Origin of the sequence: Gilliamella sp. B2923, assembly GCF_026536565.1 — a bacterium.
Taxonomy (GTDB): Bacteria; Pseudomonadota; Gammaproteobacteria; order Enterobacterales; family Orbaceae; genus Gilliamella.
Genome location: NZ_JAFNNZ010000016.1, coordinates 1 through 26,511 on the forward strand (window position 1 = coordinate 1; position 26,511 = coordinate 26,511).

Consider the following 26,511-nt stretch of genomic DNA (forward strand, 5'->3'; position numbering starts at 1 on the left):
TGCCGAACTCAGAAGTGAAACGCCGTAGTGCCGATGGTAGTGTGGGTATTACCCATGTGAGAGTAGGGTGCCGCCAGACTTTTAATTTTATATATACATACCAAATACGGTGGAGCGGTAGTTCAGTTGGTTAGAATACCTGCCTGTCACGCAGGGGGTCGCGGGTTCGAGCCCCGTCCGTTCCGCCACCTTTATTTAGGGGCGTAGTTCAATTGGTAGAGCACCGGTCTCCAAAACCGGGTGTTGGGAGTTCGAGACTCTCCGCCCCTGCCATAAATATGATAGCTTTGTCTTAATTTTAGTCGTTCGTTCATTTTTATCTTAGCAAATAAAAGAATTTTGTTTACAGATTTACTTAGTCAATTATAATTCCCGCCCAACTACTTTTACAATCTAGAGGATATAACATGGCTGAAAGTTTTATAAGTCAACAACGCTTTTTTGATAATAAGAATTATCCGAGAGGATTTTCCCGTCACGGTGATTTTACGATTAAAGAAGCGCAGATTTTAGAGAAATATGGATGTGCTTTTAGAGATCTGGATGCAGAAACTAAAAAACCTGTTACAGCTGAAGAAAAGTCTTTTGTTGCGGTTTGCAAAGGCAAAAAAGACGCATCTACTGATTTTGAAAAAACATGGTTAAAATACCTTTCTCGTATCAACAAACCAAAACGTTTTCACACACTATCAGGCGGGAAACCTCAAGTTGATGTGAACGATGATTTTGTTGATAGTGACGACTAATTGATTACCCAATGTTTTTATGTAATTGAATTAATAACCTATCCATAGAACGATAACTTAATGCTTCTGAAATATGTTGTCGTTCTATATTAACTGATGAATCTAAATCCGCAATAGTACGTGAGACTTTCAAAATTCGGTGCCATGCTCGTGCTGAAAGACCTAATTTAATCAAAGCTTGTTCCAAATACTCGTTATTCTCATCCGATAACAGACAATAATGTTTTATCTCATTTACGCTTAGCTGACTATTAAGCTTGTTATTCCTTCCTAATTGTATTTCTCTTGCTTTAAATACTCGCTGTTTTACGCTCTGTGTTGATTCAACTGCGATATTTTTCTGACTAAGTGTCCCTTTAGGTAATAATGGCACTTCGATAGAGATATCAAACCTATCTAAAAATGGCCCCGATAGCCGATTTAAATAACGCATAGTTTGTTGTGGCGTTGTTCTATTATGCGTACCTTGGTAATGACCAGTTGGGCTTGGATTCATAGCGGCAATAAGTTGAAATTTGGCAGGAAATTTTATTTTCGCATTGGCTCTTGAAATCACTATTTCGCCCGATTCAATCGGTTCCCTTAAGGCATCAAGCACTTTACGATTAAATTCCGGTAGTTCATCTAAAAATAGTACGCCATTATGTGCTAATGAAATTTCCCCCGGTTTAGGTATTGAGCCACCACCGACTAAGGCTGCGGTTGATGCGCTATGATGAGGCGCTCTAAACGGTCTTTGACGCCATTTTTTTATCGAACCATTAGGACTTACAAGGCTCGTTATTGCAGCGCTTTGTAACGCTTCATCGTCTGATAGCGGCGGTAAAAGCGAAGTTAAACGTGTTGCTAACATTGTTTTACCTGTTCCGGGAGGACCAATTAATAATAGATTATGACCACCAGCAGCGGCAATTTCCAACGCTCTTTTAGCATGTTCCTGACCGACAATGTCTTCTAATTTTTCCACTTGATTTCCATTATCGTTATGATCACGATATTCAACCATGGGCAAATTGATTTCATTATATAAATATTGGCATAGTTGTAATAAATTAGTGGTGATTAATGTATTGTTATGGTGAATCAAAGATAATTCAGATTGATTTTCAGCTGAAATAATTAAAACACGATGATTTTTCTTTGATGCTATTGCCGCCGGAATTGCGCCTTTAACCGCTCTTATATCGCCCGAAAGCGCTAACTCACCTAAGAACTCATACTGTGCCAGATTATCTATCGGAATTTGTTCTGTAGCAGCTAAAATAGCGATAGCTATAGGTAAATCAAAACGACTTCCTTCTTTAGGAAGATCAGCGGGTGAGAGGTTAACGGTGATTTTCTTTGCCGGAAATGTGAAGCCACTATTGATAATGGCGCTCCTAACCCGATCTTTTGCTTCTTTCACCGTTGCTTCAGGTAGCCCTACCAGCACAAAACCTGGCAATCCATTACTAATGTGTACTTCGACATTAATTTGCGGTGCTTGTATTCCGATAGAAGCACGGGTGGAGACAATCGCAAGAGACATAATTTGCACCATTAAGTATAAAAAACTTTCTTTAATTTATCGCGTTTAGATAAATATTAAGTTCAACTTAATGATAAATGCGACTTTGCTCGCAAAAAATGTTTTGTTTTTTCTTATTTATTGGTTATTTTTATTGGTTTTTTTCACTTAATAAAAACTTAGCTAAAAATAACGAAATAAAAAATAAACAAGTACCACTCAATACCACTGAAGGGCCTGTCGGTGTGTCATAAATAAGCGAAAAAACTAAGCCACCTATAACGGAAAGCATACCGATAATAATCGCAATAAGCGCCATTGCTTCAGGCGTTTTAGCATAATATTTTGCGGTGGCAGCGGGAATGATTAATAATGAAGTGATAATTAAAGCCCCGACAAATTTCATTGCTATGCCGATCGTCAAAGCCAGTAATAGTGTTAACAGCAGTTTAGTAAATTGAATATTGATACCTTGAGTAAAGGCTAACTCTTCACTGACTGTTATGTATAGAAAATGATTCCAACGCCACAACAGCATTAAACCAATAAATAAAACACAAATTAAGATTTGGTATACATCGAACATGGTGACAGCTAATAGATCACCAAATAGATAGCCCATTAAATCGATACGGATACTATCCATTAAACTAATGACCACCAAACCTAGTGATAATGCACTATGCGCCAAAATGCCGAGTAGGGTATCAATCGGTAGTTGTTTTTGTGATTCCAACCACATTAACCCTAAAGCTAAAATCAGCGTAACAAAAATAATGGCATAAAAAAGATTGATATTCAGCAAGAATCCAAACGCTACACCAAGTAAAGCTGCATGCGATAATGTGTCACCAAAATAGGACATCCTTCGCCAAACAACAAAGGTTCCTAATGGGCCAGTTACACAGCTTAAACACAAACCAGCTAATAAAGACGGGAGCAGTAACTCAATCATTATTTTTCCTTCCAAAATCAGGTAACTTTATCTGTTTAGTCTGTTCAACAGGTTGTTTACAGCAATCGTGTTGATGATTGTGATGATGTTTATATAAAGCAATTTGTGATGCGCCATGTTGACCGAACAAGGAGATAAACTCAGGATCGTTAGAGACAATAGCTGGCGTTCCGGAGCAGCAAATATGATGATTTAAACAAATTACCTCATCGGTTTTAGCCATAACCAAATGCAGATCATGAGAAACCATAAGAATACCGCAATTAAATACATTTTTCGCATCAGCAATAAGATCATATAACAAAACTTGCCCATTAACATCGACCCCTTGAGTTGGTTCATCAAGAATTAACAGTTTAGGCCGTTTTGCTAATGCTTGCGCAAGCAAAACCCGCTGAAGTTCACCACCCGATAACTGATGCATTGAGCGCTTAAGTAAGTATTCAGCTTTGACCAAAGATAAAGTCTCTACAATGTCGTTTTTGCTTAATTGCTTATTTAAGCGCATAAAACGCTCAACGGTAATGGGTAAAGTTGGATTTAAGTTAATTGATTGAGGAACATAGCCAATGGTTAAATTAGGCAAGCGTTCAATGGTACCGGAAGTCTGATCCATTAACCCCAAGATCACTTTAACAAGGGTTGATTTACCTGCACCATTTGGGCCAAGTACCGTAATGATTTGATTAAGACTAATCGATAATGAAACATCATATAATATCTTTTGGTGGTTTATTTCGACCGACACATTATCAAGCTTGATTAATTGAGTCATATTATTGATAGCCCTTGCTGATCTAAATGTTATGTTATATTATAACAATTATGGGAATCTATTCTATCATATTTTATAAATATGGGATAATGATGTGAAAAATTATATCAATAAAAACATAAAACAATTAGCAAATTACTTGATGATCGTTGGTTTTAGCTTTGCTATTGGCGCAATGACCACTTACGCTCAAGCTAAAATTATATCATCTGTTAAACCTATCGGGTTTATCACAGAAGCCATCGCTTGGAATGTCACTGATACCGAAATTTTATTGCCCGACGGTGTTTCCCCGCATACTTATTCATTAAAGCCTTCAGATCTGCTAAAAATTAAAAATGCGCAATTAATTATCTGGGTTGGCGAAGATATGGAAACATTTATGCCTACCGTATTAAAAAATATCGATAAGCAAAAACAAATTGAACTTATGGATATTGCACAAATTAAACCGTTATTACGTACCAGTCATGAAGGGCATGACCATGATCACGATCATGCAGAAGATGACCTGTCAGAACATCATCATCGTGGCGAGTATGATGAACATATTTGGTTATCGCCAAAGATAGCTAGAGTGATTGCACAAACCATTCATGACCAACTTATTAAGTTATATCCCAATAAAAAAGTATTAATTGATGAAAATCTAAACAAATTCACAACAAAACTGGCAGATACAGAACAAATCATTGCAAAAAAAGTAATTAACGTACAAAATAGAGGATATTTTGTGTTTCATGATGCTTATGGGTATTTTGAATCACAGTTCGGATTAAAGAATCTAGGAAGTTTTACTATAAATCCAGCAGTCCAGCCTGGTGTTCAAAAATTGTATGCAATTCAACAGGAGTTAAAAGAACACCAAGCAGTATGTATATTTAAAGAACCACAGTTTAGCCCTGCAGTTATTGAAAAGTTAGTGAATGGAACTGATGTACGAATTGGAGAATTAAATCCATTAGGAACAGGCATTGCTGTAACAAAAGATGCTTATTCACAATTTTTATTAAAATTAACTGAGCAACTGTTGGATTGTTTGAATGATAAATAATTTAGATGATAAATAGTTAAGGTTAATTTTGGTACGGCAGATTAAATCACTTAATATTGAAAAGAATAAATTTAAAATTCCTTATTTTTCAATATTAGGATCTCTGGTTATTATTATCTTATTCATCCTATTATGGCGCCCATTAAATTTTGGACGTACTGTTTATGTTCCTTTAAATTCTCAGGCACAAACAACCGTTACTGATAAATCTGCGATAGATGTTGGTGAAGGGCGAGTTGAAATTGCCGAAGCTCAATCAAACTCTGACAATGTAACTGAGTCCTCAGATGAACCGGAAGATCAGATAGCTCCAGATGAAATTGATGAAATTATTGATGGCAAAGATAATAATACTGTTCAATATACGATTTCTCGTGGTGATACCTTACATGCGATTTTGTTACGTTATAATGTTAGCAAAAAAGATGTATTTTTGCTGACCAATAAATATAAACAACTGGCCAATTTAAGAATAGGGCAGCAAATCAGTTGGACAACGGATGATAATCATAATTTACAAAATCTGACATGGGCAATTTCCAGCAATAACATCCGAGTTTATGAGAAATCAGGTGATAAATTCGTTGAAACGTCCGAGACAGCAGAAAACGTTTCACAAGAAAATAAAGTCATAACCGGGGTTATCAAATCCAGTTTTGTGGCTGATGCGCGTAAAAGTGGCTTAACCAGTAATGAAATTGGTATTATCACACGTGCATTACAGTGGCGATTGGATTTTCGCAAACTGCAAATCGGCGATAAATTCTCAGTTGTCTTAACTCGTGAAAAGCACGGTGATCGCTTATCCAAAAGTCAGCTGCTGGGCGTTAGATTCAAAAATGGCACTAAAGATTATTATGCTATTTTAGCTGACGACGGCAAATACTATGATGTCAATGGTGCAAGTTTATCACAAAGCTTTTTCCGTTATCCGCTAGCAAAACAAGCTCGGGTATCTTCCGGCTTTAATCCTCGACGTTTACATCCTGTAACCAAAGTTGTCACACCTCATAATGGTGTCGATTTTGCCGTATCAAGGGGCACTCCTGTTTTATCTGTGGGAAATGGTGAAGTTGTTATCGCTAAATATAGCGGCTCAGCTGGTAACTATGTGGCTATCCGACATGGTCGCCAATATATGACAACTTACATGCATTTAGATAAAATTCTGGTGAAACAAGGGCAACAAGTGAAGCAGGGTGATAAAATTGGTCTATCCGGCAATACTGGGCGTTCAACCGGCCCTCATTTACACTTTGAACTGCATATTAACAACAAACCTGTTAACCCATTAACGGCAAGTTTACCGATCAATGAAGGTTTAACCGGTAAATCTAAAAAAGCGTTCTTAGCAAAAGTGAAACAGATCCAATCGCAACTAACGTTTTAACTTTGGCTTATAGATAATATAGTGTGGGCGCGCCACTTTTTTACAAAAAGTTTGCAGATATCTGGCTAAAAAACTGTGTTATTATAAGCTAATTTTATACAGTGTAATTGTTAGGTGTAGTTTGAATAAATCAACCCAAAAAAAATCAGCTAAGAAAAAATCAAAAAATAAAAAGAGATCTTTATGGCGTCGATTTTGGTCATTAATCTTCAAACTTTTTTTGATTTTTATGGCCGTAACTGTTGTTTACGGCATCTATCTTGATCAACAAATTAAAGAGCGAATAGAAGGTAATGTTTGGGAATTACCTGCGGCAGTATATGGGCAAATTATCGACCTTGAACCGGATAGTGATTACAGTTTAAGTGATGTTGTGACCATGCTTAATGGCGCACAATATCGTCAGCAAGATAGTAAAGCAACCCGTCCCGGTGAATTCATTGTATCTAATGATGCGGTAGAAATTTATCGCCGACCATTCATGTTCCCTGACGGTGAAGAGCAAGCTTTTCGCGTTAGAATTACCTTTTATGATAACCGCATCGACCGCATCACAAATTTAGATACCGGACGAGATTTTGGTTTACTCAAAATCGATCCTAAATTAATCACCATGATGCACTCCCCTAATGGTGAGCAACGGCTATTTGTGCCATTAAAACAGTTTCCCGATTCGTTGTTACAAACACTCATTGCCACCGAAGATAAGCGTTTTTATGAGCATCATGGTATAAGTCTATACTCCATTGGTCGGGCTATTTATGTGAATTTAACCACCGGTCGCACCGAAGGTGGTAGCACCTTAACCCAACAGACAGTTAAAAATCTGTTTTTGAGCAATGAAAGGAGTTTAAGTCGTAAATTACGTGAAGCTTATATGGCGTTAATTTTAGATGCGCGTTATAGCAAAGAGCGTATTTTAGAACTCTATCTTAACGAAGTCTATTTTGGTCAAGCCGGAGCTGAGGAAATTCACGGATTTCCGTTAGCCAGCCTTTACTATTTTGGTCGCCCGGTTAATGAATTAACTTTAGATCAGCAAGCGGTATTAGTGGGTATGGTCAAAGGGGCATCGGTTTATAATCCTTGGACTCAACCCCAACAAGTTACCGAACGCCGTAATGTGGTGTTAAAACTGGCTCAGCAACAAGGTATTATCGATGAAGAGCTATACAATCTATTAAGTCAGCGCCCACTTTCGGTGTTACCTAAAGGCGGGGTGATTTCTCCACAACCTGCCTTTATGCAAGTTGTCCGTAGTGAACTGCGAAAACAGTTAGGGGATAAAGCAGATCATCTCTCCGGAATGAAAATTTTCACCACCTTCGATCCAGTGGCACAAGCTTCAGCTGAACAAGCGGTCACCAATCAGATTGAAACATTACGTAAATCGACCAGCAAAGATTTACAAACAGCTATGGTGATTGTCAGCCGTGAAACCGGTGAAATTCGGTCTATTATTGGTAGTGCTGAGCCTCGTTATCCTGGTTACAACCGTGCTTGGTTAACAAGACGAGCAATAGGCTCATTGGCAAAACCGTCAACCTATTTAACTGCGCTTGGGCAACCCGACCATTATCAACTTAACACTTGGCTTGATGATAGTCCGTTATCAATTAAGCTCGATAATGGTTCTTATTGGCAACCTAAAAACTACGACCGTAAATTTCGTGATCGAGTGATGTTGGTTGATGCTTTAGCACTTTCTCTTAATGTACCAACGGTCAATCTCGGTATGGCATTAGGGCTTGATGCGACCAAAAATACACTTCAATCATTGGGCGTACCGTCTGACAGGATCCCTAATTTACCGTCAAGATTACTTGGTGCATTGGAATTAACACCACTTGAAACAGCACAAATGTTCCAAACTATCGCGAATAATGGTAAGCGCTCACCATTAACAATTTTAAGATATGTATTGACTGATAAAGGCGAACTTGTTTATCAAAGCTACCCACAACAAATTCAAGCGGTATCTCAACAGTCGGCTTATCTAACAACTTACGCTATGCAACAAGTGGTCGCATCGGGAACATCTCGATCATTAAAAGCTAAATATGGCTCATTTAATTTAGCGGCTAAAACCGGCACAAGTAATGATTCACGTGATAGCTGGTTTACCGGGATTGACGGCAAAAATGTTGCGGTCATTTGGATAGGGCTTGATGATCATACACCAATGAAATTAACCGGTGCGACGGGTGCACTAAAAATATATAGTGAATACTTACAAAACAATCCACCGAAAAAATTGATGCAACCGTTACCGCAAAATATCTTTACCATGCCTATCGACAGTAATGGTCAATGGCAATGCGACGGTAGCAGTGGAGGACGTACTTTACCGGTATGGACAACCAACCCGCAAAGCTTATGTTCAGCCAATAATGAATTGACGCCGACACAACAAGCGCCATCGTGGGTAACGGATATGTTTAACAACTAAGTGGAATATTATGCCTGAATTACCAGAAGTTGAAACAAGCCGACGAGGTATATTGCCTTACTTAAAAGGGCAAACTATCAAACAAATCATTGTTAGGCAGCCCAAATTGCGGTGGCCTATCGATGAGGCAATAAGTGGTGCGCATGGGCAAGTTATTTTAGATGTGCAACGGCGAGCAAAGTATCTGCTATTAAAGTTAACGCATAACTGGATAGTGATTCACTTAGGAATGTCAGGTAGCTTACGTATTTTGCAAAATCAACAAACTGTCCAAAAACATGATCATGTCGATTTGGTATTAGATAATGGCGTAATTTTGCGCTATACTGATCCACGTCGCTTTGGCTCATGGCTTTGGGCTGAATCTATCGATGATGTGACTCAGTTAAAACATTTAGGACCCGAGCCATTAGGTGATGAATTTTGTGCTAACTATTTATTAGACAAAGCCAAAAATCGCCAAGTGCCAATCAAAAACTTTATAATGGATAACCATATCGTTGTTGGCGTTGGCAATATTTATGCTTCTGAGTCACTATTTATGGCACACATTAATCCAAATCGAAAAGTGAATACCTTAAAACGGGCAGAATTTGAAAGATTAGTTGTAGCAATTAAACAGGTTTTGAATCAGTCTATAGAGCAAGGCGGTACGACGTTAAAAGATTTTCTAAAATCTGACGGTAAACCGGGTTACTTTGCTCAAGAACTACAAGTTTATGGGCGCTCAGGACAAGCGTGCTTAAACTGTAAAACTGAAATAAAATCAAAGCGTATAGGACAGCGTAATACCTTTTATTGCGAAACTTGCCAAAAGTAAGATTTGTGATGTCTATTTTTATTATATTAAGCAATACCGATCAATTTTCTTCATAGCTTCAATTAATTTTTTTATAAGTTTCTATTTTTTATTACAGATTTTTAAAAAAATATCTTCTTAAACACTTTAAACCTGACTTAAATCAGATTAGTATAAGCAAATAAATTAAAATAATAATATCAAATTCTAGACTGTTAAAAGTTAGTACCACAAAAAACTGTAAACATATCGTAATTTTTTGTTTTAAATACTCTAGACTTGTTACTCAATATCGGCTATCTTTCTCGCTGAAAAAATATTTATATATGATAAAGGGTAATAACAGCTAATAATGAATGCGATATGTTAATTTTTTTAACAATTTGATGTTACATTTAATTGCGTTTTTAATTTATTAAATCAATGTATTTCGTTTTTATTAAGGAATTTAAGATGATCAAATTTGCTTCTCGCTTTTTGATAACTTGTTTTGTTTTATTTTATACAGTGATGTCTAATGCAGAAGTAAGGATTGTTATAACTGATGGTATAAGTTCTGCAAAACCAATCGCTGTTGTTCCCTTTACATGGATAGGAAGTGGAGAACCTCCACAAGTTATCAATGATATTATTGCTTCTGACTTGCGTAATAGTGGTAAATTTAACCCAATTGATGTTGCTTCAATGCCTCAAAGACCAACTACTGCCTCAGAAGTTAATCCAGCGCTTTGGCGTAATATTGGTATTACAGCCGTTGTCGTTGGTTCGATTCAACCTGATGCATCGGGCAAGTATAAAATTAACTACCAATTAATTGATACCGTCAATCGTCCTGGTGAAGTTTTAGCTGGCAATGAGTTTTCTATTGAAAAACGCTGGCTTCGTTATGCCGCTCACACTGCTAGTGATGAGATCTTTGAATCGTTAACCGGTATCAAAGGTGCCTTTAGAACTCGAATCGCCTATGTAGTGAAAACAACTAAAGGTCAATTCAAACATGAATTACGGGTATCAGATTATGATGGATATGATCAAGTCACGGTACATCGTTCAAAAGATCCCCTCATGTCACCAACATGGTCACCGGACGGTAAAAAGTTAGCTTATGTAACATTTGAAAATAATCGCACTTCTTTAGTATTAAAAACACTAGGTAGTGGATCGGTTGAAACTCTTGCTTCGTTCCCACGACACAATGGCGCACCGGCATTTTCACCGGATGGCAGCAAATTAGCATTGGTGTTATCTAAAGACGGTAGCTTGAATTTATATGTAATGGATTTAAGATCGAAGAAAATCACGCGTATCACATCAGGCCGTAGTAATAATACTGAGCCATCTTGGATGCCAGATAATCAAACAATCGTTTATACTTCTGATCAGGCCGGTCGTCCACAGCTTTATACAATTAATATCAATACCGGTGAATCGCAACGTTTAACTTGGGAAAATACCCAAAATCAAAATGCACGTGTGGCGCCGGACGGTTCGTTTCTCGCTTTGATTTCTACCAATAATGGTGAGCAACATATTACTCGGTATGATTTCGCAACCAGTACTTATCAACGATTAACTGATACTTATTTGGATGAAACACCAAGTATAGCGCCAAATGGTACGATGATTATATATAGTTCATCTGAAGGTTTAGGGACAATTTTGAATCTTGTTTCGACCGATGGTAACTTTAAAGCAAAACTACCGGCAACTGACGGGCAAGTAACATTCCCGGCATGGTCACCTTATTTATTAGAGAACGGTTAAAATTTATTCAATATTATAATGATTAAAATTGTGTAAAGCTTAAGGTCGTTATAATATATAGCTCTAATCTTTCTAGTTAGTAACATCGATTACTTTGAAGTTGGTTAGAATTAAAAAATAATAAGTAACAATTTATTCAAACACAAAGGAGTTAATACAATGCAATTTTCTAAATTTCTTAAAGTAGCTGCGATTGCTTTACCATTAATCGCTGTAACTGCATGTTCATCTAATAGCAGCAACAAAAATGGTGGTAATGCTAACGCTACTTTAACACAACAAGCTTTAGAGCAACTTCAAAAATTACAACAAGTTAACACAGTATATTTCGATTACGATCGTTATGATGTTAAACCTGATTATACAACATTATTAAATGCGCATTCAGTATTCTTACGTACTTGGCCTCAAGTTTCTGTACAAATCCAAGGTCATGCCGATGAGCGTGGTACACCAGAATACAATATCGCATTAGGTGAGCGTCGTGCTAATGCTGTTAAAGCATACCTACAAGGTAATGGTGTTTCTGATTCTCAAATCACCGTTAGATCATATGGTAAACAAGAACCAGCAGTGTTAGGTCACAACGAAGCAGCTTATGCTAAAAACCGTCGTGCTGTAATTGTATACCAAGCTTATTAATACCACTATATAACGGCTGATTTTCAGCCGTTTTTCTTAAGTTCACACCGAGTTGATATAATATGTATAAAAGAATATTCACGTTGTTCTTATTTCTTTCATTTGCAGGTTATGGTTGTGCTGCAGGTAGCTCAGATATCGATAGAACAGTTCAAGCACAAGGTCAATTACTTATACAGAATCAACAAAAAATAAGTGATTTACAGGCTGATGTCGATATGCTTCGCGGTCAATTAGAAGAGACCAGACATCAACTGAATCAGACCATAGAACGTCAGAAAATGATTTTACAGCAAATGACAAATGGTTCCGGATTCTCTTCTGGTGACAATACCTCTTCACAGTCCAATGATGGCGAACCAACTTCAAGTGCTATTCCCAATGATGCTTCAGGTGTTGTAGGTTGGACAACTTCAGGGAATGATAAAACAGATTACAATTTTATCGTTAAATTTGTTAATGATAACCAACAAACTAATGACACCATTATTGCATTTGAAAGGTTTTTAAAAGCTTACCCAAAGTCTAATTACCGAGCTAATGCCAATTATTGGCTCGGGCAGCTTAACTATAAACAAGGTAACAAAGATAATGCATCATTTTACTATGCAACTGTAGTAAAAGATTTTCCAACTTCAGCTAAAGCTGCTGATAGCCTTTATAAAGTAGGGTTAATTTTACTTGATAAAGGTGATAAGAAAAATGCAAAAGCTGTTTTTCAACAAGTCGTTAGTAAATACGCTAAAGATAAAAATATCGCTGATTTAGCGAGAAAGAAACTCGCTTCGTTGAAATAAAGTGTATAAATAACCAGCTATCAAACAAAAATAGTAATAAAAGGGTTGCGAAGCTTGATAATTATAAGTATTATAGCAACCCGAAATTGCTTGAAGCCTTAATCAATAAGACGTCAGTAATTCTATTCAAAAATGGGTTGTTAGCTCAGTCGGTAGAGCAGCGGACTTTTAATCCGTTTGTCGAGCGTTCGAATCGCTCACGACCCACCACTTTCCTCCTTCAATATTTTACATTATCAAGCGACGATAAAAATTATTGTGATAAAGCGAATTCTCTTGTCATTTTATTTAAAACGAATGGTATATCGCTTGCTGGCCTGTCATATAAACCAATGCTAAATTCTTTGCTGGTTAATGATCTCTTATAAAACTTCCCGCTTTTTTGTATTCACCACAGCCATGTCAAAATTATATTTTATATCAATAAATTAAACGTAACATTGCACAGTGAATTGGTTAAAAAATATAAAATAAGTTGCAATGCAAATAACAATCATTATCATTAATTGTGAATCAAGTCGTGAATGAAATCACTTATAACAATCGATGATAGGATAAACAATGAAATTAGTTAATCAATTAACCGTATTAGGGGTATTAGGTACAGCCTCTTTTATCGCAACTGCACAAGACCAACAGGAAGATGAAGCTAAGATTGAAACAATGAAAGTTGTTGCCACCATTACCGATAGTCATGATCAACGGCTAAAAAAATCAGCAACCGCAACCAAAATGCCTCTTGATATCAAAGATATTCCTCAAACAATAAACGGTATTAACCTTGAACAAGAAAAAATTTATGGGCAAAACGATTTAAGTGTGCTGGTGAATAAATTGCCCGGTGTTGATACCACTTATGATATGCGTGATGAAGGCATAAAAATTAGGGGATTTTCGGCAAGTTCGGGTGATATTTATCGTGACGGTGTTCGAGCCAGTGGTCAGGTCAGACAAAGTACTGCCAATATTGAACGTGTAGAAATATTAAAAGGTCCGGCTTCTGTGCTTTATGGGCGTGGATCGGGTGGCGGTATTGTGAATATGATTAGTAAACAAGCTAATTTCGATTCTCCCACCACATTGAGTTTGCGTGGTGGTTCATGGGATAAATACGGCGGTATGGTTGATATCAATCAGGTGTTAACCGACAAATTGGCAATACGGATGACTATCGATCATCAAACTGACCATAGTTTCCGTAAAGGCATTAAGCAACGAGATACCATGGTATCGCCAAGTATACTGTATGATAATCTTGACGGGTTTAGTTGGTTAGTGCAATATACCCATGATAATTTATGGCGCCGTCCGGATAGAGCACCGGCATATTATGATTTACCGAAAGGCGTATCGATAAAAACTGCTTATGCGCACCCGGATGATTATGTGAAAGATAATTATCGTTCATTACGTTCAGTCATGGGGTTTGAATTAAATTATGATTGGTCGCTTAAATTAACCAATCAATACCGCAAAGCTTCACAAAATTTTGACCATATTTATGGTGGGAGTTATTGTTCGGTAAATGGTCAATTGAGTAATGGTAAAGCCTGCAACTATCCCGGTAAATTACAATTTCGACGAGCATGGCAAGAAACGGCTAACATAACCTATAGTAATACGCTTGATTTAATGGGCAAGTTTAACACCGCTAGTATTGAGCATGAAATGTTAGTTGGGATTGAATACAACATTGAAAAACGCCAACCCAGACTTGCTTTAACCAGTGCTTATCCGGAAGTGGTCGATCCATTTCATCCTCACTGGTACTCAAAAAAGTCACATTACAGTAAATTGAATACAAAAACGAATCACAAAGCGACTTCTAAAGGGCTGTATTGGCAAGATTTAATCAGCTTTACAACCCAGTGGAAGTTACTTGCCGGATTGCGTTATGATAATTATGAATTTGCCTCCAATGATGAACTAAAACATCAACGTCGATCCTATAGCGGTCATTCATTAAGCCCAAGAGTTGGTTTGATTTGGCAACCAATCGAATCGCAAAGCCTTTACGCCTCTTACAGTAAAAACTTTTCGCCGTATGGTGGACGTGGATTAATTACCCTCTCTACTGACCCCAAAACGGTTTATGATGATAAACCCCAATATTCACGCCAATATGAAATTGGCATTAAAAGCGATTGGTTAGGTGATAAGCTCTCATCTCAAATCGCCCTTTATGATCTTGAACTTTACAATGTGCGCTATCAACCTGATGCAGTCAACGATCCTTATAATTGGCAGGTTAGAGGTAGCGATCGAAGCCAAGGTGTGGAGTTTAGCCTAATTGGTCAACTCAGCTCATCATGGTATATCAATAGCGGTATAGGCTATCAGCAGGCGAAAGTGCATAAAGATAACAAAAACCCGGCTAATAAAGGCAAATATTTATCCAATACAGCCAAACAGAGCGGTTATGTCAACGTTCGATACCTACCTGCCGAAAATTGGTTTACCGAGCTGGAGTTTAATTATAAAGGCTCAATGTATAACGATGACAAAAATCTCTATAAGCGAGCAGGATATGGCTTATTGAATGGTGCTATCGGTTATCAAAGCAAATCGTATGATATTACGCTAGCTGTGACTAATTTATTCGGTAAAAAGTATTGGCGCTCAAATAGCATGCCCGGCACACCAAGAGCCTTTTTGCTGACAGCCAGTTACAAGCTATAACATCTAAAAAGTCTTAAGGTGATTATCTAAAGATCAAATCGCTTTAAACTACCCATGACGTTTCAAACAATTAATATAAACAAAGAGGGAAGTGCTTCCCTCTTTAAGAAGATTATTGCCGATAAGATTACTGCCCTTTTGCAGACAGCTCAATGATTTTCATTGTGACTTCAAACGATTTCAAAAAAGAAGATAGCGGTAAAAACTCAAAACATGAGTGGAAATTGTGTGCACCGGTAAAATAATTTGGTGTCGTTAACCCACGTGCTGATAACGCTGAACCGTCTGTTCCTCCTCGCATGGCAATGGTATTAGGCTTAATACCGAGCAACTCAAAGGATTGATAAATGAGATCAATACAACGGCGATCTTCACCTAAATAGTTAGCAATATTGCTATAGGTATCGGTAATATGACATTCGATTTTGGCTTTTGGATATTTAACCCGAATTAACTTAATCACCTCTTGAATATAGGCTTTACGAGCTTGATAGCTGGCTAAATCAAAGTCTCGAATACTCATTTTTAACGTAGTGGTGCTTTGATTGCCAACAATATCATTAAACCAATAATAGCCCTCTTTACCTTCAGTGTGCTCAGGCGTCTGGAAGCTATCAAAGCAGTTAATAATATCGTTAGCGACTCGAATTGGATTGACCAACACATTTTTGGCTGACATAGGGTGAGCTGATACCCCTTGAATTTCAATGGTTGCTGAACCTGCATTAAAGGTTTCATACACCACTTCACCCAGTTCGCAACAATCAATGGTATAAGCAAAATCAGGTTTAAAACGTGTTAAATCAAGTTTTTTGGCACCGTTAAGCCCCACTTCCTCATCAGGCACAAAAGCAACATAGATATCGCCATGCGGGCGGTTTTGTTGTTGTAACTGATCTAACATGGTCATTATCACGGCAATAGCGGCTTTATTATCCGCCCCAAGTACACTTGTGCCGTCGGTGACAATTAACTCTTGATTAAGATATTTCATCAATTCAGGGTGCTCATCAACGCAAAACCAGATCGCTTTTTCTTTGTTTAATAAAATATCTTGACCGGTGAAAGTGACACGCTGAGGATTAATCTTATCTGAAAGCGCCACATCAACGGTATCAAGGTGGGCGACAAAACCAATATTTGGGGCAGAAGGATCATTACCGGCTAATTTTGCTGTAACAATACTGTGTTCATCAAGATGCACATCTTGTAAATTCAGTTGCAATAACTCTTGCTCAAGTAATTTGGCAAGCTGTGTTTGTCCTGGTGTTGAAGGAACATGAGCACACCCCGCTGCACTTTGGCTGGGAATACTGACATAACGTAAAAAACGTTCAACTAATTGTTCAGTCATATTCATAATTTGTTTGCGTCCTTATCAATAATTAACTTTCGATTGGCGGATAGACATAACCACTGTCAAAACCAATTGGAATACCTAAAAACCAAAATAGCAGTAAGTTTATCGTCAAAGCAATCAGTAAGGCTGCGGTATAAGGGATCATCATCGAACTTAATGTACCCACGCCGGTTTGTTTGCAGTACTGTTGGCAATAAGCAATGATTAACGGATAAAAAGCAAACATTGGCGTACTGACATTAACCGCTGAACTGATGCGATAAGCGGCTTGCGTCAATTCCGGCGATATGCCGACTGACATCAACATAGGTACAAAAATTGGCGCTAAAATTGCCCATTTTGACGACGCTGATGTAATTAATACATTAAGCATACTGGTTAAAATAATCACCCCAAAAATGGTGACAACTGAAGGCAGATGTAAAGCTTTTAAAAACTCAGCCCCGCCGATAGCAATTAACGTCCCGATTTGAGAGAGTGAAAACACATATAAAAATTGGGCACAAAAGAAGGCAAACACAATAAATGGAATCAGTGATTTAATAATATTTTCCATTGATTTTACAATATCACGTGACGATTTAAAGGCGCCAGTGATAAACCCATGAATCAAGCCCGGAATCGCAAAAAAGACAAATAATAGCGGAACGATAATTTGCATGATCGGCGCTTGATTACTGGTCATGCTGCCGTCCGGCGCACGTAATAACGAGTTTTCCGGTAATAAAAGTAAAACTAAGCCAATGGCGATAATTAAAAAAACCACAGAAGCGACTTTAAAAGCACGATTTTCAATTGGCGTGATTGCCGGTGAATCAGCAATATTATCTAACTGTAGATCTTTATTTAATGGCATGGTTGCTTGCAAACGTGGCTCAACAATTTTATCGGTGACAAACCAACAAGCAATTAAGACAAAAAACGTCCCACCAAAACTCAAAAAGTAGTTACAAAGCACATTGACTTGATAACTAGGATCAATAATTTCCGCCGCACTTTGCGTAAAGCCTTGCATAATGGGATCGATAATTGACGGCGTATAGCTCGAACTAAAACCGCCGGCTAATCCGGCAAATGCAGCGGCAATACCGGCAAGAGGATGACGACCGGTTGCATAAAACATCATTGCTGATACCGGCATTAAAATCACATAAGCCGAATCCGATGCAATATGGCATACCATACTGACAAAAATAACCGACGGGGTCACTAATTTTTTGGGTGTGACCGCTAACAACTTTTTAAGTAGCACATGAATATAGCCACTACTTTCGGCAATACCAATCCCTAAAGTGGCAACGATAGTGATACCGAGTGGCGGAAAGGAGACAAAATTGTTCACCATTTTGGTTAAAAACACCACCAGATGATCGGGCGATAGCATATTAACGACTGCTACTTTTTGCTGGGTAACCGGATTGATGTAGTCAAAGCTCACAAAAGACAGGAGGCAAGAAGCCACAAAACAGATAACTAAAGCATAGAAAAACAGCGTTGTGACATCCGGAATTTTATTACCAATTCGTTCAATAGTATTTAAAAAACCGCCACTAGGTATTGGCGATTGATTTTTTGTTTGATTCATAAAAAAAGTACGTTTGAATAGTGTTCGGAAAGACAATTTAGCATAGATTAATTATACAGGCAAACAAGGCTTTGAGCGGCTTTTTTATACTCAAACGTAGGTGATTTCTGAAACTTTTTTACATTATTATTACTTATGAAAAAGCCTATTTTTATATTTTCTTTGATGAGCTTAATCCTCAATAATTCGATAGTATATTTCTCAAGGCGGTGTAAATGCTGGTATTGGCTCAATTTCAGCGATTAAACCGTTGCTCGTCAATAATAATAAATTTTCATTGAGTCCGATTGCATTAAAAAAATTTGGTGCTATAGTGTGTGAATATTTAGTCACAAAAATGGCATAAATATGCAGTTTGAAAATAAATGATATTTCACGAAGTATGATATATAAGCAGTGAGGTTTTTATTATGGTTTTCGATCTCGATTTAATTAAACGCATCTATCAGCACTATCCACAAAAACTTGACCACATCCGCCAAACTATCGGAAACCCCTTAACCCTAACCGAAAAGATCCTCTATACCCACCTTGCCGAAGGCGAGAAACTCAAAGCTTATCAGCGAGGTGAGGATTATGTAAATTTTTCCCCCGACCGTGTGGCAATGCAAGATGCCACAGCGCAAATGGCGCTTTTACAATTGATGAATTCCGGGCGTAACAAAGTTGCTGTGCCTTCTACCGTTCACTGTGATCACCTTATTCAAGCTTACAAAAATGCTTATGATGATCTGATTGTTGCGCAAAGCAATAATCAAGAGGTCTATCAATTTTTACGGGATGTATCAAACAAATACGGCATCGGTTTTTGGAAACCCGATGCCGGCATTATTCATCAAGTTGTTCTTGAAAATTACTCCTTTCCCGGTGGAATGATGATAGGAACTGATTCACATACCCCAAATGCCGGTGGGCTATCTATGATAGCTATTGGTGTTGGTGGGGCGGATGCTGTTGATGTTATGGCGGGCATGCCGTGGGAACTAAAAATGCCAAAAATTATTGGCGTAAGGCTAACCGGTAAATTATCCGGCTGGGCTTCACCTAAAGATGTGATTTTAAAACTGGCTGGGATCTTAACGGTAAAAGGGGGCACCAACTCAATTATCGAGTATTTTGGCGAAGGTGCATCATCGTTATCGGCAACTGGCAAAGCGACTATTTGTAACATGGGCGCCGAAGTGGGCGCCACCACCTCAATTTTTCCTTATAGCCAAAAATCAGCCGACTATTTAGCGATGACAGGGCGTCAAGAGGTGGTGGATTTAGCTCAAGATTTAATGGACTGCTTTAATGCCGATCCGGCCGTGTTAGCGCAACCGGCAAACTACTATGATCAGGTCATCGATATCAACCTGTCCGAACTCGAGCCTTATGTTAATGGTCCATTTACCCCCGATCTGGCCTGTCCAATCTCAACCTTAGCCGCTGCAGTGGCTGAGCACAATTATCCCGATAACATGGAAGTTGGCTTGATTGGCTCATGTACTAACTCATCGTATGAAGATATGATGCGGGCGGCATCAGTGCTTGATAGCGCTAATCAATTAGGGCTTAAAGTGCAAGCGAAATTGATCATTAATCCCGGTTCAGAGCAAGTAAAATATACCTCACAACGAGACGGCATTTTACAGCGTTTTGAGCAAGCCGGGGCGGCAGTTATGGCAAATGCTTGTGGCCCTTGTATCGGTCAGTGGCGACGTGACGATGTGGCAGATGAACATAAAAATGCCATTGTCACGTCATTCAATCGTAATTTTGCCAAACGTAATGACGGTAGCCCAAATACCTATGCTTTTGTCTGTTCACCGGAAATTGTGGTGGCATTATCCATTGCCGGCAAGCTAAGCTTCAATCCACTCACTGATAGCCTTGTTAATCAACAAGGACAACAAGTTAAACTGCCGGAGCCTTTTGGGGATGAACTACCCAAACAGGGATTTGCCGTTGATGATGCCGGCTATATTGAGCCGCTAGCTGACGGTAGCCACATTACCATTCATATCGCCCCAAATTCAGAGCGGTTACAGCAATTAGCGCCTTTTTTACCCTGGGACGGACAAGATATTGTATCGCAACCGCTGTTAATTAAAGTCGCCGGCAAATGCACAACAGATCATATTTCAATGGCTGGTCAATGGCTTAAATTCCGAGGGCACTTAGATAACATTGCTAACAATATGCTAATTGGCGCCGTTAACGCCTTTAATCAAAAAACCAATTGTGTATTAGATGCACAAACCGGCGAGTATATGCCCGTTCCGGCCTTAGCCCGAAAATTGAAAGCCCAAGGTTTAGGCTCGATTGTTGTTGCCGAAGAAAACTACGGCGAAGGCTCCTCACGTGAGCACGCTGCGATGGAGCCTCGTTTTTTAAATGTAAAAGCCATTGTGGTTAAATCATTTGCTCGCATTCATGAAACCAACCTTAAAAAGCAAGGCATGTTAGCGTTGACCTTTGTTGATAAAAATGACTACGACAAAATTCGGCAAGATGACCAAATCAGTATTACCGGCTTAATTGATTTTGCGCCGGGCAAAAATCTAACCTTAACGCTTCACCACCAAGACGGCACCACTGACAGTTTTGACGTTGCGCATACTTACAATCAAGCACAAATTGAGTGGTATAAAGCAGGCAGTGCCCTAAATAAGCTAAAAGCCCAAATTAACCACAATTAAACATAACAGGGAGAAACCCGATGAAACAGCAAGTTTTAATTGAAAATGGACAGTTAATCGTACCAAATCATCCGACCATTCCTTTTATTGAGGGTGACGGCGTGGGCAAAGAGATATGGGCAGCGGCCAAAACGATATTTGATACTGCCGTTAAAAAAGCTTATCACGGCGAGAAAAGCGTACAATGGTGCGAAGTGCTGGCAGGCGAAAAAGCTTACAACCTCACCGGTAGCTGGCTTCCGCAAGAGACTATTAATGCCTTTAAACACTATCTTATTGGGATCAAAGGTCCATTAATGACACCGGTTGGTGAAGGAATTCGTTCACTTAATGTGGCATTACGGCAAGAATTAGATCTGTATATCTGTTTACGACCTGTGCGCTGGTTTAAAGGGGTAGAATCACCGATTAAACATCCGGAAAAGGTCAATATGACCATTTTTCGGGAAAACACCGAAGATATTTATGCGGGCATCGAATGGCAACAAGGCACCCCCGAAGCCGAAAAATTCTATCAATTTTTATCGACGCAAATGGGCGTTAACAAAGTGCGATTTCCGAAAACCTCATCATTTGGGGTTAAACCGGTATCGATTGAGGGATCGCAGCGATTAATCCGTGCAGCGATAAAATACGCCTTACAACATCAATTACCGTCAGTCACATTAGTGCATAAAGGTAACATTATGAAATTTACCGAAGGTGGATTTAAACAATGGGGATATGCCTTAGCCGAAAGCGAGTTTGCCAATGAAGTATTTACCATGAATCAATATGCCAAAATGGCCAAAACTAATGGTCAAGCTCTTGCCGATGAAGCCTTACAAGCGGCCAAATCATCCGGCAAACTGATTATAAAAGATGTGATTTGTGATGCCTTTTTACAAAATACGCTGCTTAAGCCACAAGATTACAGCGTTGTGGCTACCTTAAATCTTAATGGTGATTACATCTCCGATCAACTTGCCGCTCAAGTTGGTGGCATTGGCATTGCACCGGGGGCAAACATTAACTATCTGACCGGACATGCGATTTTCGAAGCAACGCACGGCACAGCACCGGATATTGCCGGGCAAAATCAAGCCAATCCATCCTCGCTGTTATTATCGGGCGTGATGATGTTTGATTATCTAGGTTGGTATGAAGTAGGGCAACTGATTACTCAAGCTATGGAAAAACTATTTCAGCAAGGAAAAGCCACAACTGACTTAGTCCGCTTTATGCAAAATGGGCAACCCTTATCCACAAGTCAATTTACCCAAGCGGTAATTGATAACTTATAAAACAAGGGCGGTAAACAAAATGAAAGAGAAGTTTTTGGTTTATAAATTATCTGAAACCATTAAAAACACCAGCAAAATTGAGTCACAGCTATTCGAAAAATTCAATGTCAAACGTGGTTTACGTAATGCTGATCACACAGGTGTACTGGTTGGATTAACTAAAATCGGCGACGTGCTAGGCTATGAGCGGTTAGATAATGGTGTATTAAAACCGATTGACGGAAAATTATTGTATCGTGGGATTAATATTGACGATCTGGTACATAATGCTCAAAAAGAGCAGCGCACAGGCTTTGAAGAGACCATTTATCTGCTTTTATCCGGCTATTTACCGGATGCGGAAGAACTGCGTGACTTTTCCCGATTACTTTGTGAATCAATGGCGCTGGAAAAACAGACCAAAATTGCCATTATGCAGCTCGAAGGTCACGATGTGATGAACATCTTAGCAAGAACCGTGCTGGAAATGTACACCCATGACCCACAGGCAGATGACACCTCTCGAGACAATTTAATGCGCCAATCAATTGACTTAATTGCCAAATTTCCGGCGATCATTGCTTATGCCTATAACATGTTAAGCCATAGCGCCAAAGGCAAATCATTACATATTCGCCACCCGCATGAAGATTTTTCTATCGCTGAAAATTTTTTATATATGATGAAAGGCTCTGGAGGTTATACGCAACTTGATGTGAAAGTATTAGATCTCGCCTTGATTATTCATGCCGAACATGGTGGCGGGAATAACTCAACCTTTACCGTACGGGTGACCAGTTCAACCGGCACCGATACTTATTCCTCAATTGCTGCCGGTATCGGCTCGTTAAAAGGACCCTTGCATGGTGGGGCAAATTTGCAAGTCGGCAAAATGCTCAAACACCTCGCACAACAGATCCAAGATTGGACTGATGTTACCGAAATTGATAACTACTTAAAACGCATCTTAAATAAAGAAGTGTTCGACCAAAAAGGGCTGATTTATGGCATTGGACATGCGGTTTACACCGTATCCGATCCGCGAGCCGTGTTACTTAAAGAAATGGCGTACGAACTGGCTAAAGAGAAGGGACGAGTAAAAGAGTATGATTTTTTAAACTTGCTTGAACAACGTGCCATTAATGCCATTGTTAATCGAAAAAATGCCCGAACCAAAAAACAGGTCTGCGCTAATGTCGACTTTTATTCCGGATTTGTCTATGACATGATTGGCTTACCGAAAGAGGTCTACACCCCGTTATTTGCCATGTCCCGAATTGTCGGTTGGTGTGCACATCGAATTGAAGAGCTCAATTTTGATGACCGCCGAATTATTCGACCTGCCTATAAAAACATCGGTCAGCTTAAACCATTTATTCCTCTTGAAGATCGTTAATGTTATCCGCCGTCAGCACACTGCTGACGGTAAAATCGAAACCAGCGCTTATAAAAAAAGCATGGTGCTTTAAAGCAATAGTTTGTAGACTATGTATCATTATCTGTTCCAACCCTTTAAGATTGTATAAAAATCATCTATGAATCTTTTAAAATCTTTAGCAACAGTCAGTTCAATGACAATGGTATCACGAGTATTAGGCTTTGTGCGTGATGCAATTATCGCCCGCTTTTTTGGCGCCGGCATGGCAACTGATGCTTTTTTTGTTGCTTTTAAACTGCCTAATTTATTAAGACGTATTTTTGCTGAAGGCGCTTTTTCGCAAGCATTTGTTCCAATCTTAGCGGAATATAAAAATCAGCAAGGCATCGATGCTACCCGCACCTTTGTCGCTTATGTATCAGGCTTATTAACACTGGTACTGGCGCTGGTCACCTTAATTGGTGTGCTCACCGCCCCTTTCATCATTATGTTAACTGCGCCGGGATTTTTGGAAGATTCGACCGAAAAATTTGAACTTGCCACCACCTTATTACGGCTCACCTTTCCTTATATCTTTTTTATATCGCTAGCATCGCTGGTTGGGGCAATTCTTAACACCTGGAATCGATTTTCAGTTCCGGCCTTTGTGCCCACGCTGCTTAATATCAGCATGATCATTTTTACACTCTTCCTCACCCCTTATTTCGATCCGCCAGTATTGGCATTGGCGGTATCTGTTGGAGTTGGAGGCATATTACAACTCCTTTATCAGCTCCCTTATTTGAAAAAAATAGGCATGTTAGTCTTGCCACGCATCAGCTTTAAAGACAGCGGCGTATGGCGAGTTTTAAAACAAATGGGACCAGCGATTTTAGGCGTTTCAGTGGGGCAAATCTCACTGATTATCAACACCATTTTCGCCTCGTTTTTGGTATCGGGATCAGTTTCGTGGATGTATTATGCCGACCGATTAATGGAGTTCCCCGCAGGCGTACTCGGCGTAGCGTTAGGCACAATACTATTACCGTCATTAGCAAAAAGCTTTACAAACGGCGATCAAAAGCAATACAGCGAGCTATTAGATTGGGGATTACGCTTATGCTTCTTACTCGCTCTACCTAGCACTGTCGCTTTAGGGGTAATCTCAGGCCCATTAATCTCAACCCTATTTGAGTACGGACACTTCATCTTAACTGACACCTTAATGACACAACGGGCATTAGTTGCCTATTCAATAGGCTTGCTTGGACTGATATTAATCAAAGTACTGGCGCCGGCTTTCTATTCCCGACAAGATATCAAAACACCGGTAAAAATAGCCATAATAACCCTTATCTTAACCCAACTGATGAACTTGATTTTTATTGGACCACTACAGCATGCCGGACTCTCCTTATCAATCGGACTGGCCGCATGTTTTAATGCCGGATTACTCTTCTGGCAATTACGCAAAAAGCAACTCTACCAACCGCAACCGGGTTGGTATCTATTCTTAACCCGAGTGATCATCGCAGTCATACTCATGTCAGCCGTATTATGGTTTGGCGCCCAACTCCTACCAAATTGGTCAACCGGAACAATGCTAATGCGTGTAGGGCGATTACTCTTATTGGTAATCGCCGGTATAATCATCTATTTTGCCGCATTAATGGCAATGGGATTTAAAATAAAACATTTTATAAAACGGATTGATTAGGGGTAAAAGTTGTCGGGTTTTGATCTGTCGGTTTTTGATCTGCAAGTTTCGGACGCTGTGAATTAGTCGATATTTTCAATACGATGTCTGCGTCCGAATTAGGGGGATTTTGTGCGAAATCCCCCTAATAACCCCCTCGCAGCACCACCCAAAGCGGTCTGGCGACTGCCCTCCGCCTTCGTTCGGTCTTAACGCACCGGCGCTGATTTGTTCCGGACAAAGCAGCGCCTCGCCAAACATCCTTGTTTGGCGTGCTAACCTCACTCAGTTGTCGGCGCTTTGTGAAGGTGCGGTCTGGTGCATTTGTTTGCTTTTGGGAAAAGAAATGGTAAGGGGGTTTAGGGATATTTTTTAAATGCTAAAATTTTTTACTTAAACATCTATAATTTCTGAAATTTTTTGACAAGGTTTTATAGGATCTTGAAAATTGCAGGCATTCAAATGCTGTTATTAGGTCGATTTTTTCAATACGATCTCAGCATCCGAATTAGTGGATTTTTAAAACTAGTTAAAGTGGCTGCGTTATGCTTAAACGTAGGTGTTTTCTGAAAGTTCTTGTCAAAAATTTTTATGTTTATTGGAAAACCACTTAGTGCAATGTTGTACGGAGAGGGAGCGGATTATGCACAGAGTCCTTCTATTCGGACGCTAACATCATTAGGAAAAAATCAATCAAATTCCCAGCGTCCGAAACCTACAGATTAAAAAACTATGGCTTTCATTACCCATAAAATCTTGTCAAAAAGTTTCAGAAAATATATGTGTTTAAGTAAAAAACATAACCCTCGCCAAAAACTTTCAGAAAACACCCACGTTTTAGTATAAAAACAAAATTTTTAAGATATTTTCAAAATACCCCGAGACCCATACCGTTACCTTCCACAAAAGCAAACAAGTGCACCAGATTGCACCTTCACAAAGCGCCGACAACTGAGTGAGGTTAGCACGCCAAACAGGGATGTTTGGCGAGGCGCTGCTTTGTCAGGAACAAA

At 39.1% G+C, this 26,511-nt stretch carries 18 protein-coding genes and 3 tRNA genes; 16 read left to right on the forward strand and 5 right to left on the reverse strand.

The window, feature by feature from the left end:
* The first annotated feature begins 111 nt into the window (after positions 1 to 111).
* The 3 genes from J3U42_RS11500 (at position 112) to J3U42_RS11510 (ending at position 746) form a co-directional block, all read left to right on the forward strand.
* Positions 112 to 188: transfer RNA gene (locus J3U42_RS11500), tRNA-Asp, on the forward strand.
* Positions 189 to 197: 9 nt separating this feature from the next.
* Positions 198 to 273 (forward strand) — tRNA-Trp (locus J3U42_RS11505).
* Between the two features lie 134 nt (positions 274 to 407).
* Positions 408 to 746: a DUF413 domain-containing protein gene (locus J3U42_RS11510; RefSeq protein WP_220218181.1), complete on the forward strand. Its 339-nt coding sequence runs from the start codon at positions 408 to 410 to the stop codon at positions 744 to 746.
* Between the two features lie 4 nt (positions 747 to 750).
* Here the strand turns inward: J3U42_RS11510 and J3U42_RS11515 are convergent, their stop codons facing one another.
* The 3 genes from J3U42_RS11515 to znuC form a co-directional block, all read right to left on the reverse strand.
* Positions 751 to 2,274, reverse strand: coding sequence for a YifB family Mg chelatase-like AAA ATPase (locus J3U42_RS11515; RefSeq protein WP_267336517.1), 1,524 nt, complete (start codon positions 2,272 to 2,274; stop codon positions 751 to 753).
* A gap of 130 nt (positions 2,275 to 2,404) precedes the next feature.
* Positions 2,405 to 3,208, reverse strand: coding sequence for a zinc ABC transporter permease subunit ZnuB (znuB, locus tag J3U42_RS11520; protein WP_267336518.1), 804 nt, complete (start codon positions 3,206 to 3,208; stop codon positions 2,405 to 2,407).
* Complete coding sequence (gene znuC / locus J3U42_RS11525) at positions 3,201 to 3,983, reverse strand: zinc ABC transporter ATP-binding protein ZnuC (RefSeq protein ID WP_267336519.1); 783 nt, start codon at positions 3,981 to 3,983, stop codon at positions 3,201 to 3,203. The genes znuB and znuC overlap by 8 nt, the downstream gene beginning before the upstream one ends.
* 94 nt (positions 3,984 to 4,077) lie before the next feature.
* On the opposite strand from znuC, the gene znuA reads away from it, so the two are divergent.
* From znuA to J3U42_RS11570, 9 genes are all read left to right on the forward strand, one after another.
* Positions 4,078 to 5,037, forward strand: a complete 960-nt coding sequence (gene znuA, locus J3U42_RS11530) for a zinc ABC transporter substrate-binding protein ZnuA (protein ID WP_267336520.1) — start codon at positions 4,078 to 4,080, stop codon at positions 5,035 to 5,037.
* Positions 5,038 to 5,065: 28 nt separating this feature from the next.
* Positions 5,066 to 6,427, forward strand: a complete 1,362-nt coding sequence (mepM, locus tag J3U42_RS11535) for a murein DD-endopeptidase MepM (RefSeq protein WP_267329026.1) — start codon at positions 5,066 to 5,068, stop codon at positions 6,425 to 6,427.
* A gap of 121 nt (positions 6,428 to 6,548) precedes the next feature.
* Positions 6,549 to 8,876, forward strand: coding sequence for a bifunctional glycosyl transferase/transpeptidase (gene mrcB, locus J3U42_RS11540; protein ID WP_267336521.1), 2,328 nt, complete (start codon positions 6,549 to 6,551; stop codon positions 8,874 to 8,876).
* A 10-nt stretch (positions 8,877 to 8,886) separates the two neighbouring features.
* A complete protein-coding gene (gene mutM, locus J3U42_RS11545; RefSeq protein ID WP_220218174.1) occupies positions 8,887 to 9,696 on the forward strand; it encodes a bifunctional DNA-formamidopyrimidine glycosylase/DNA-(apurinic or apyrimidinic site) lyase in 810 nt (269 codons plus the stop codon).
* Positions 9,697 to 10,131: 435 nt separating this feature from the next.
* A complete protein-coding gene (gene tolB / locus J3U42_RS11550) occupies positions 10,132 to 11,439 on the forward strand; it encodes a Tol-Pal system beta propeller repeat protein TolB (RefSeq protein WP_366518745.1) in 1,308 nt (435 codons plus the stop codon).
* Between the two features lie 159 nt (positions 11,440 to 11,598).
* The gene (gene pal / locus J3U42_RS11555) at positions 11,599 to 12,081 is read left to right on the forward strand and encodes a peptidoglycan-associated lipoprotein Pal (protein WP_220218172.1); all 483 of its coding nucleotides are present in this window, start codon (positions 11,599 to 11,601) and stop codon (positions 12,079 to 12,081) included.
* 62 nt (positions 12,082 to 12,143) lie between these two features.
* Positions 12,144 to 12,878: a tol-pal system protein YbgF gene (ybgF, locus tag J3U42_RS11560; RefSeq protein ID WP_267336522.1), complete on the forward strand. Its 735-nt coding sequence runs from the start codon at positions 12,144 to 12,146 to the stop codon at positions 12,876 to 12,878.
* A 134-nt stretch (positions 12,879 to 13,012) separates the two neighbouring features.
* Positions 13,013 to 13,088 (forward strand) — tRNA-Lys (locus tag J3U42_RS11565).
* Between the two features lie 351 nt (positions 13,089 to 13,439).
* Positions 13,440 to 15,557 (forward strand): TonB-dependent receptor, encoded by a 2,118-nt coding sequence (locus J3U42_RS11570; protein ID WP_267336523.1) that lies wholly within the window; start codon positions 13,440 to 13,442, stop codon positions 15,555 to 15,557.
* Between the two features lie 127 nt (positions 15,558 to 15,684).
* Here J3U42_RS11570 and pepT read toward each other — a convergent pair whose 3' ends face one another.
* Both pepT and J3U42_RS11580 read right to left on the reverse strand, forming a co-directional pair.
* A complete protein-coding gene (pepT, locus tag J3U42_RS11575; protein WP_267329022.1) occupies positions 15,685 to 16,917 on the reverse strand; it encodes a peptidase T in 1,233 nt (410 codons plus the stop codon).
* 25 nt (positions 16,918 to 16,942) lie between these two features.
* A complete protein-coding gene (locus J3U42_RS11580; RefSeq protein ID WP_267336524.1) occupies positions 16,943 to 18,502 on the reverse strand; it encodes an AbgT family transporter in 1,560 nt (519 codons plus the stop codon).
* A gap of 410 nt (positions 18,503 to 18,912) precedes the next feature.
* Here J3U42_RS11580 and J3U42_RS11585 point away from each other — a divergent pair, with 410 nt between their 5' ends.
* From J3U42_RS11585 to murJ, 4 genes are all read left to right on the forward strand, one after another.
* Complete coding sequence (locus tag J3U42_RS11585) at positions 18,913 to 21,183, forward strand: aconitate hydratase (RefSeq protein WP_267336525.1); 2,271 nt, start codon at positions 18,913 to 18,915, stop codon at positions 21,181 to 21,183.
* Positions 21,184 to 21,203: 20 nt separating this feature from the next.
* Positions 21,204 to 22,466, forward strand: a complete 1,263-nt coding sequence (gene icd, locus J3U42_RS11590) for an NADP-dependent isocitrate dehydrogenase (protein WP_267336526.1) — start codon at positions 21,204 to 21,206, stop codon at positions 22,464 to 22,466.
* A 19-nt stretch (positions 22,467 to 22,485) separates the two neighbouring features.
* A complete protein-coding gene (locus J3U42_RS11595; RefSeq protein ID WP_267329019.1) occupies positions 22,486 to 23,841 on the forward strand; it encodes a citrate/2-methylcitrate synthase in 1,356 nt (451 codons plus the stop codon).
* Between the two features lie 139 nt (positions 23,842 to 23,980).
* Positions 23,981 to 25,519: a murein biosynthesis integral membrane protein MurJ gene (gene murJ / locus J3U42_RS11600; RefSeq protein WP_267336527.1), complete on the forward strand. Its 1,539-nt coding sequence runs from the start codon at positions 23,981 to 23,983 to the stop codon at positions 25,517 to 25,519.
* The last annotated feature ends 992 nt before the right edge of the window (positions 25,520 to 26,511 follow it).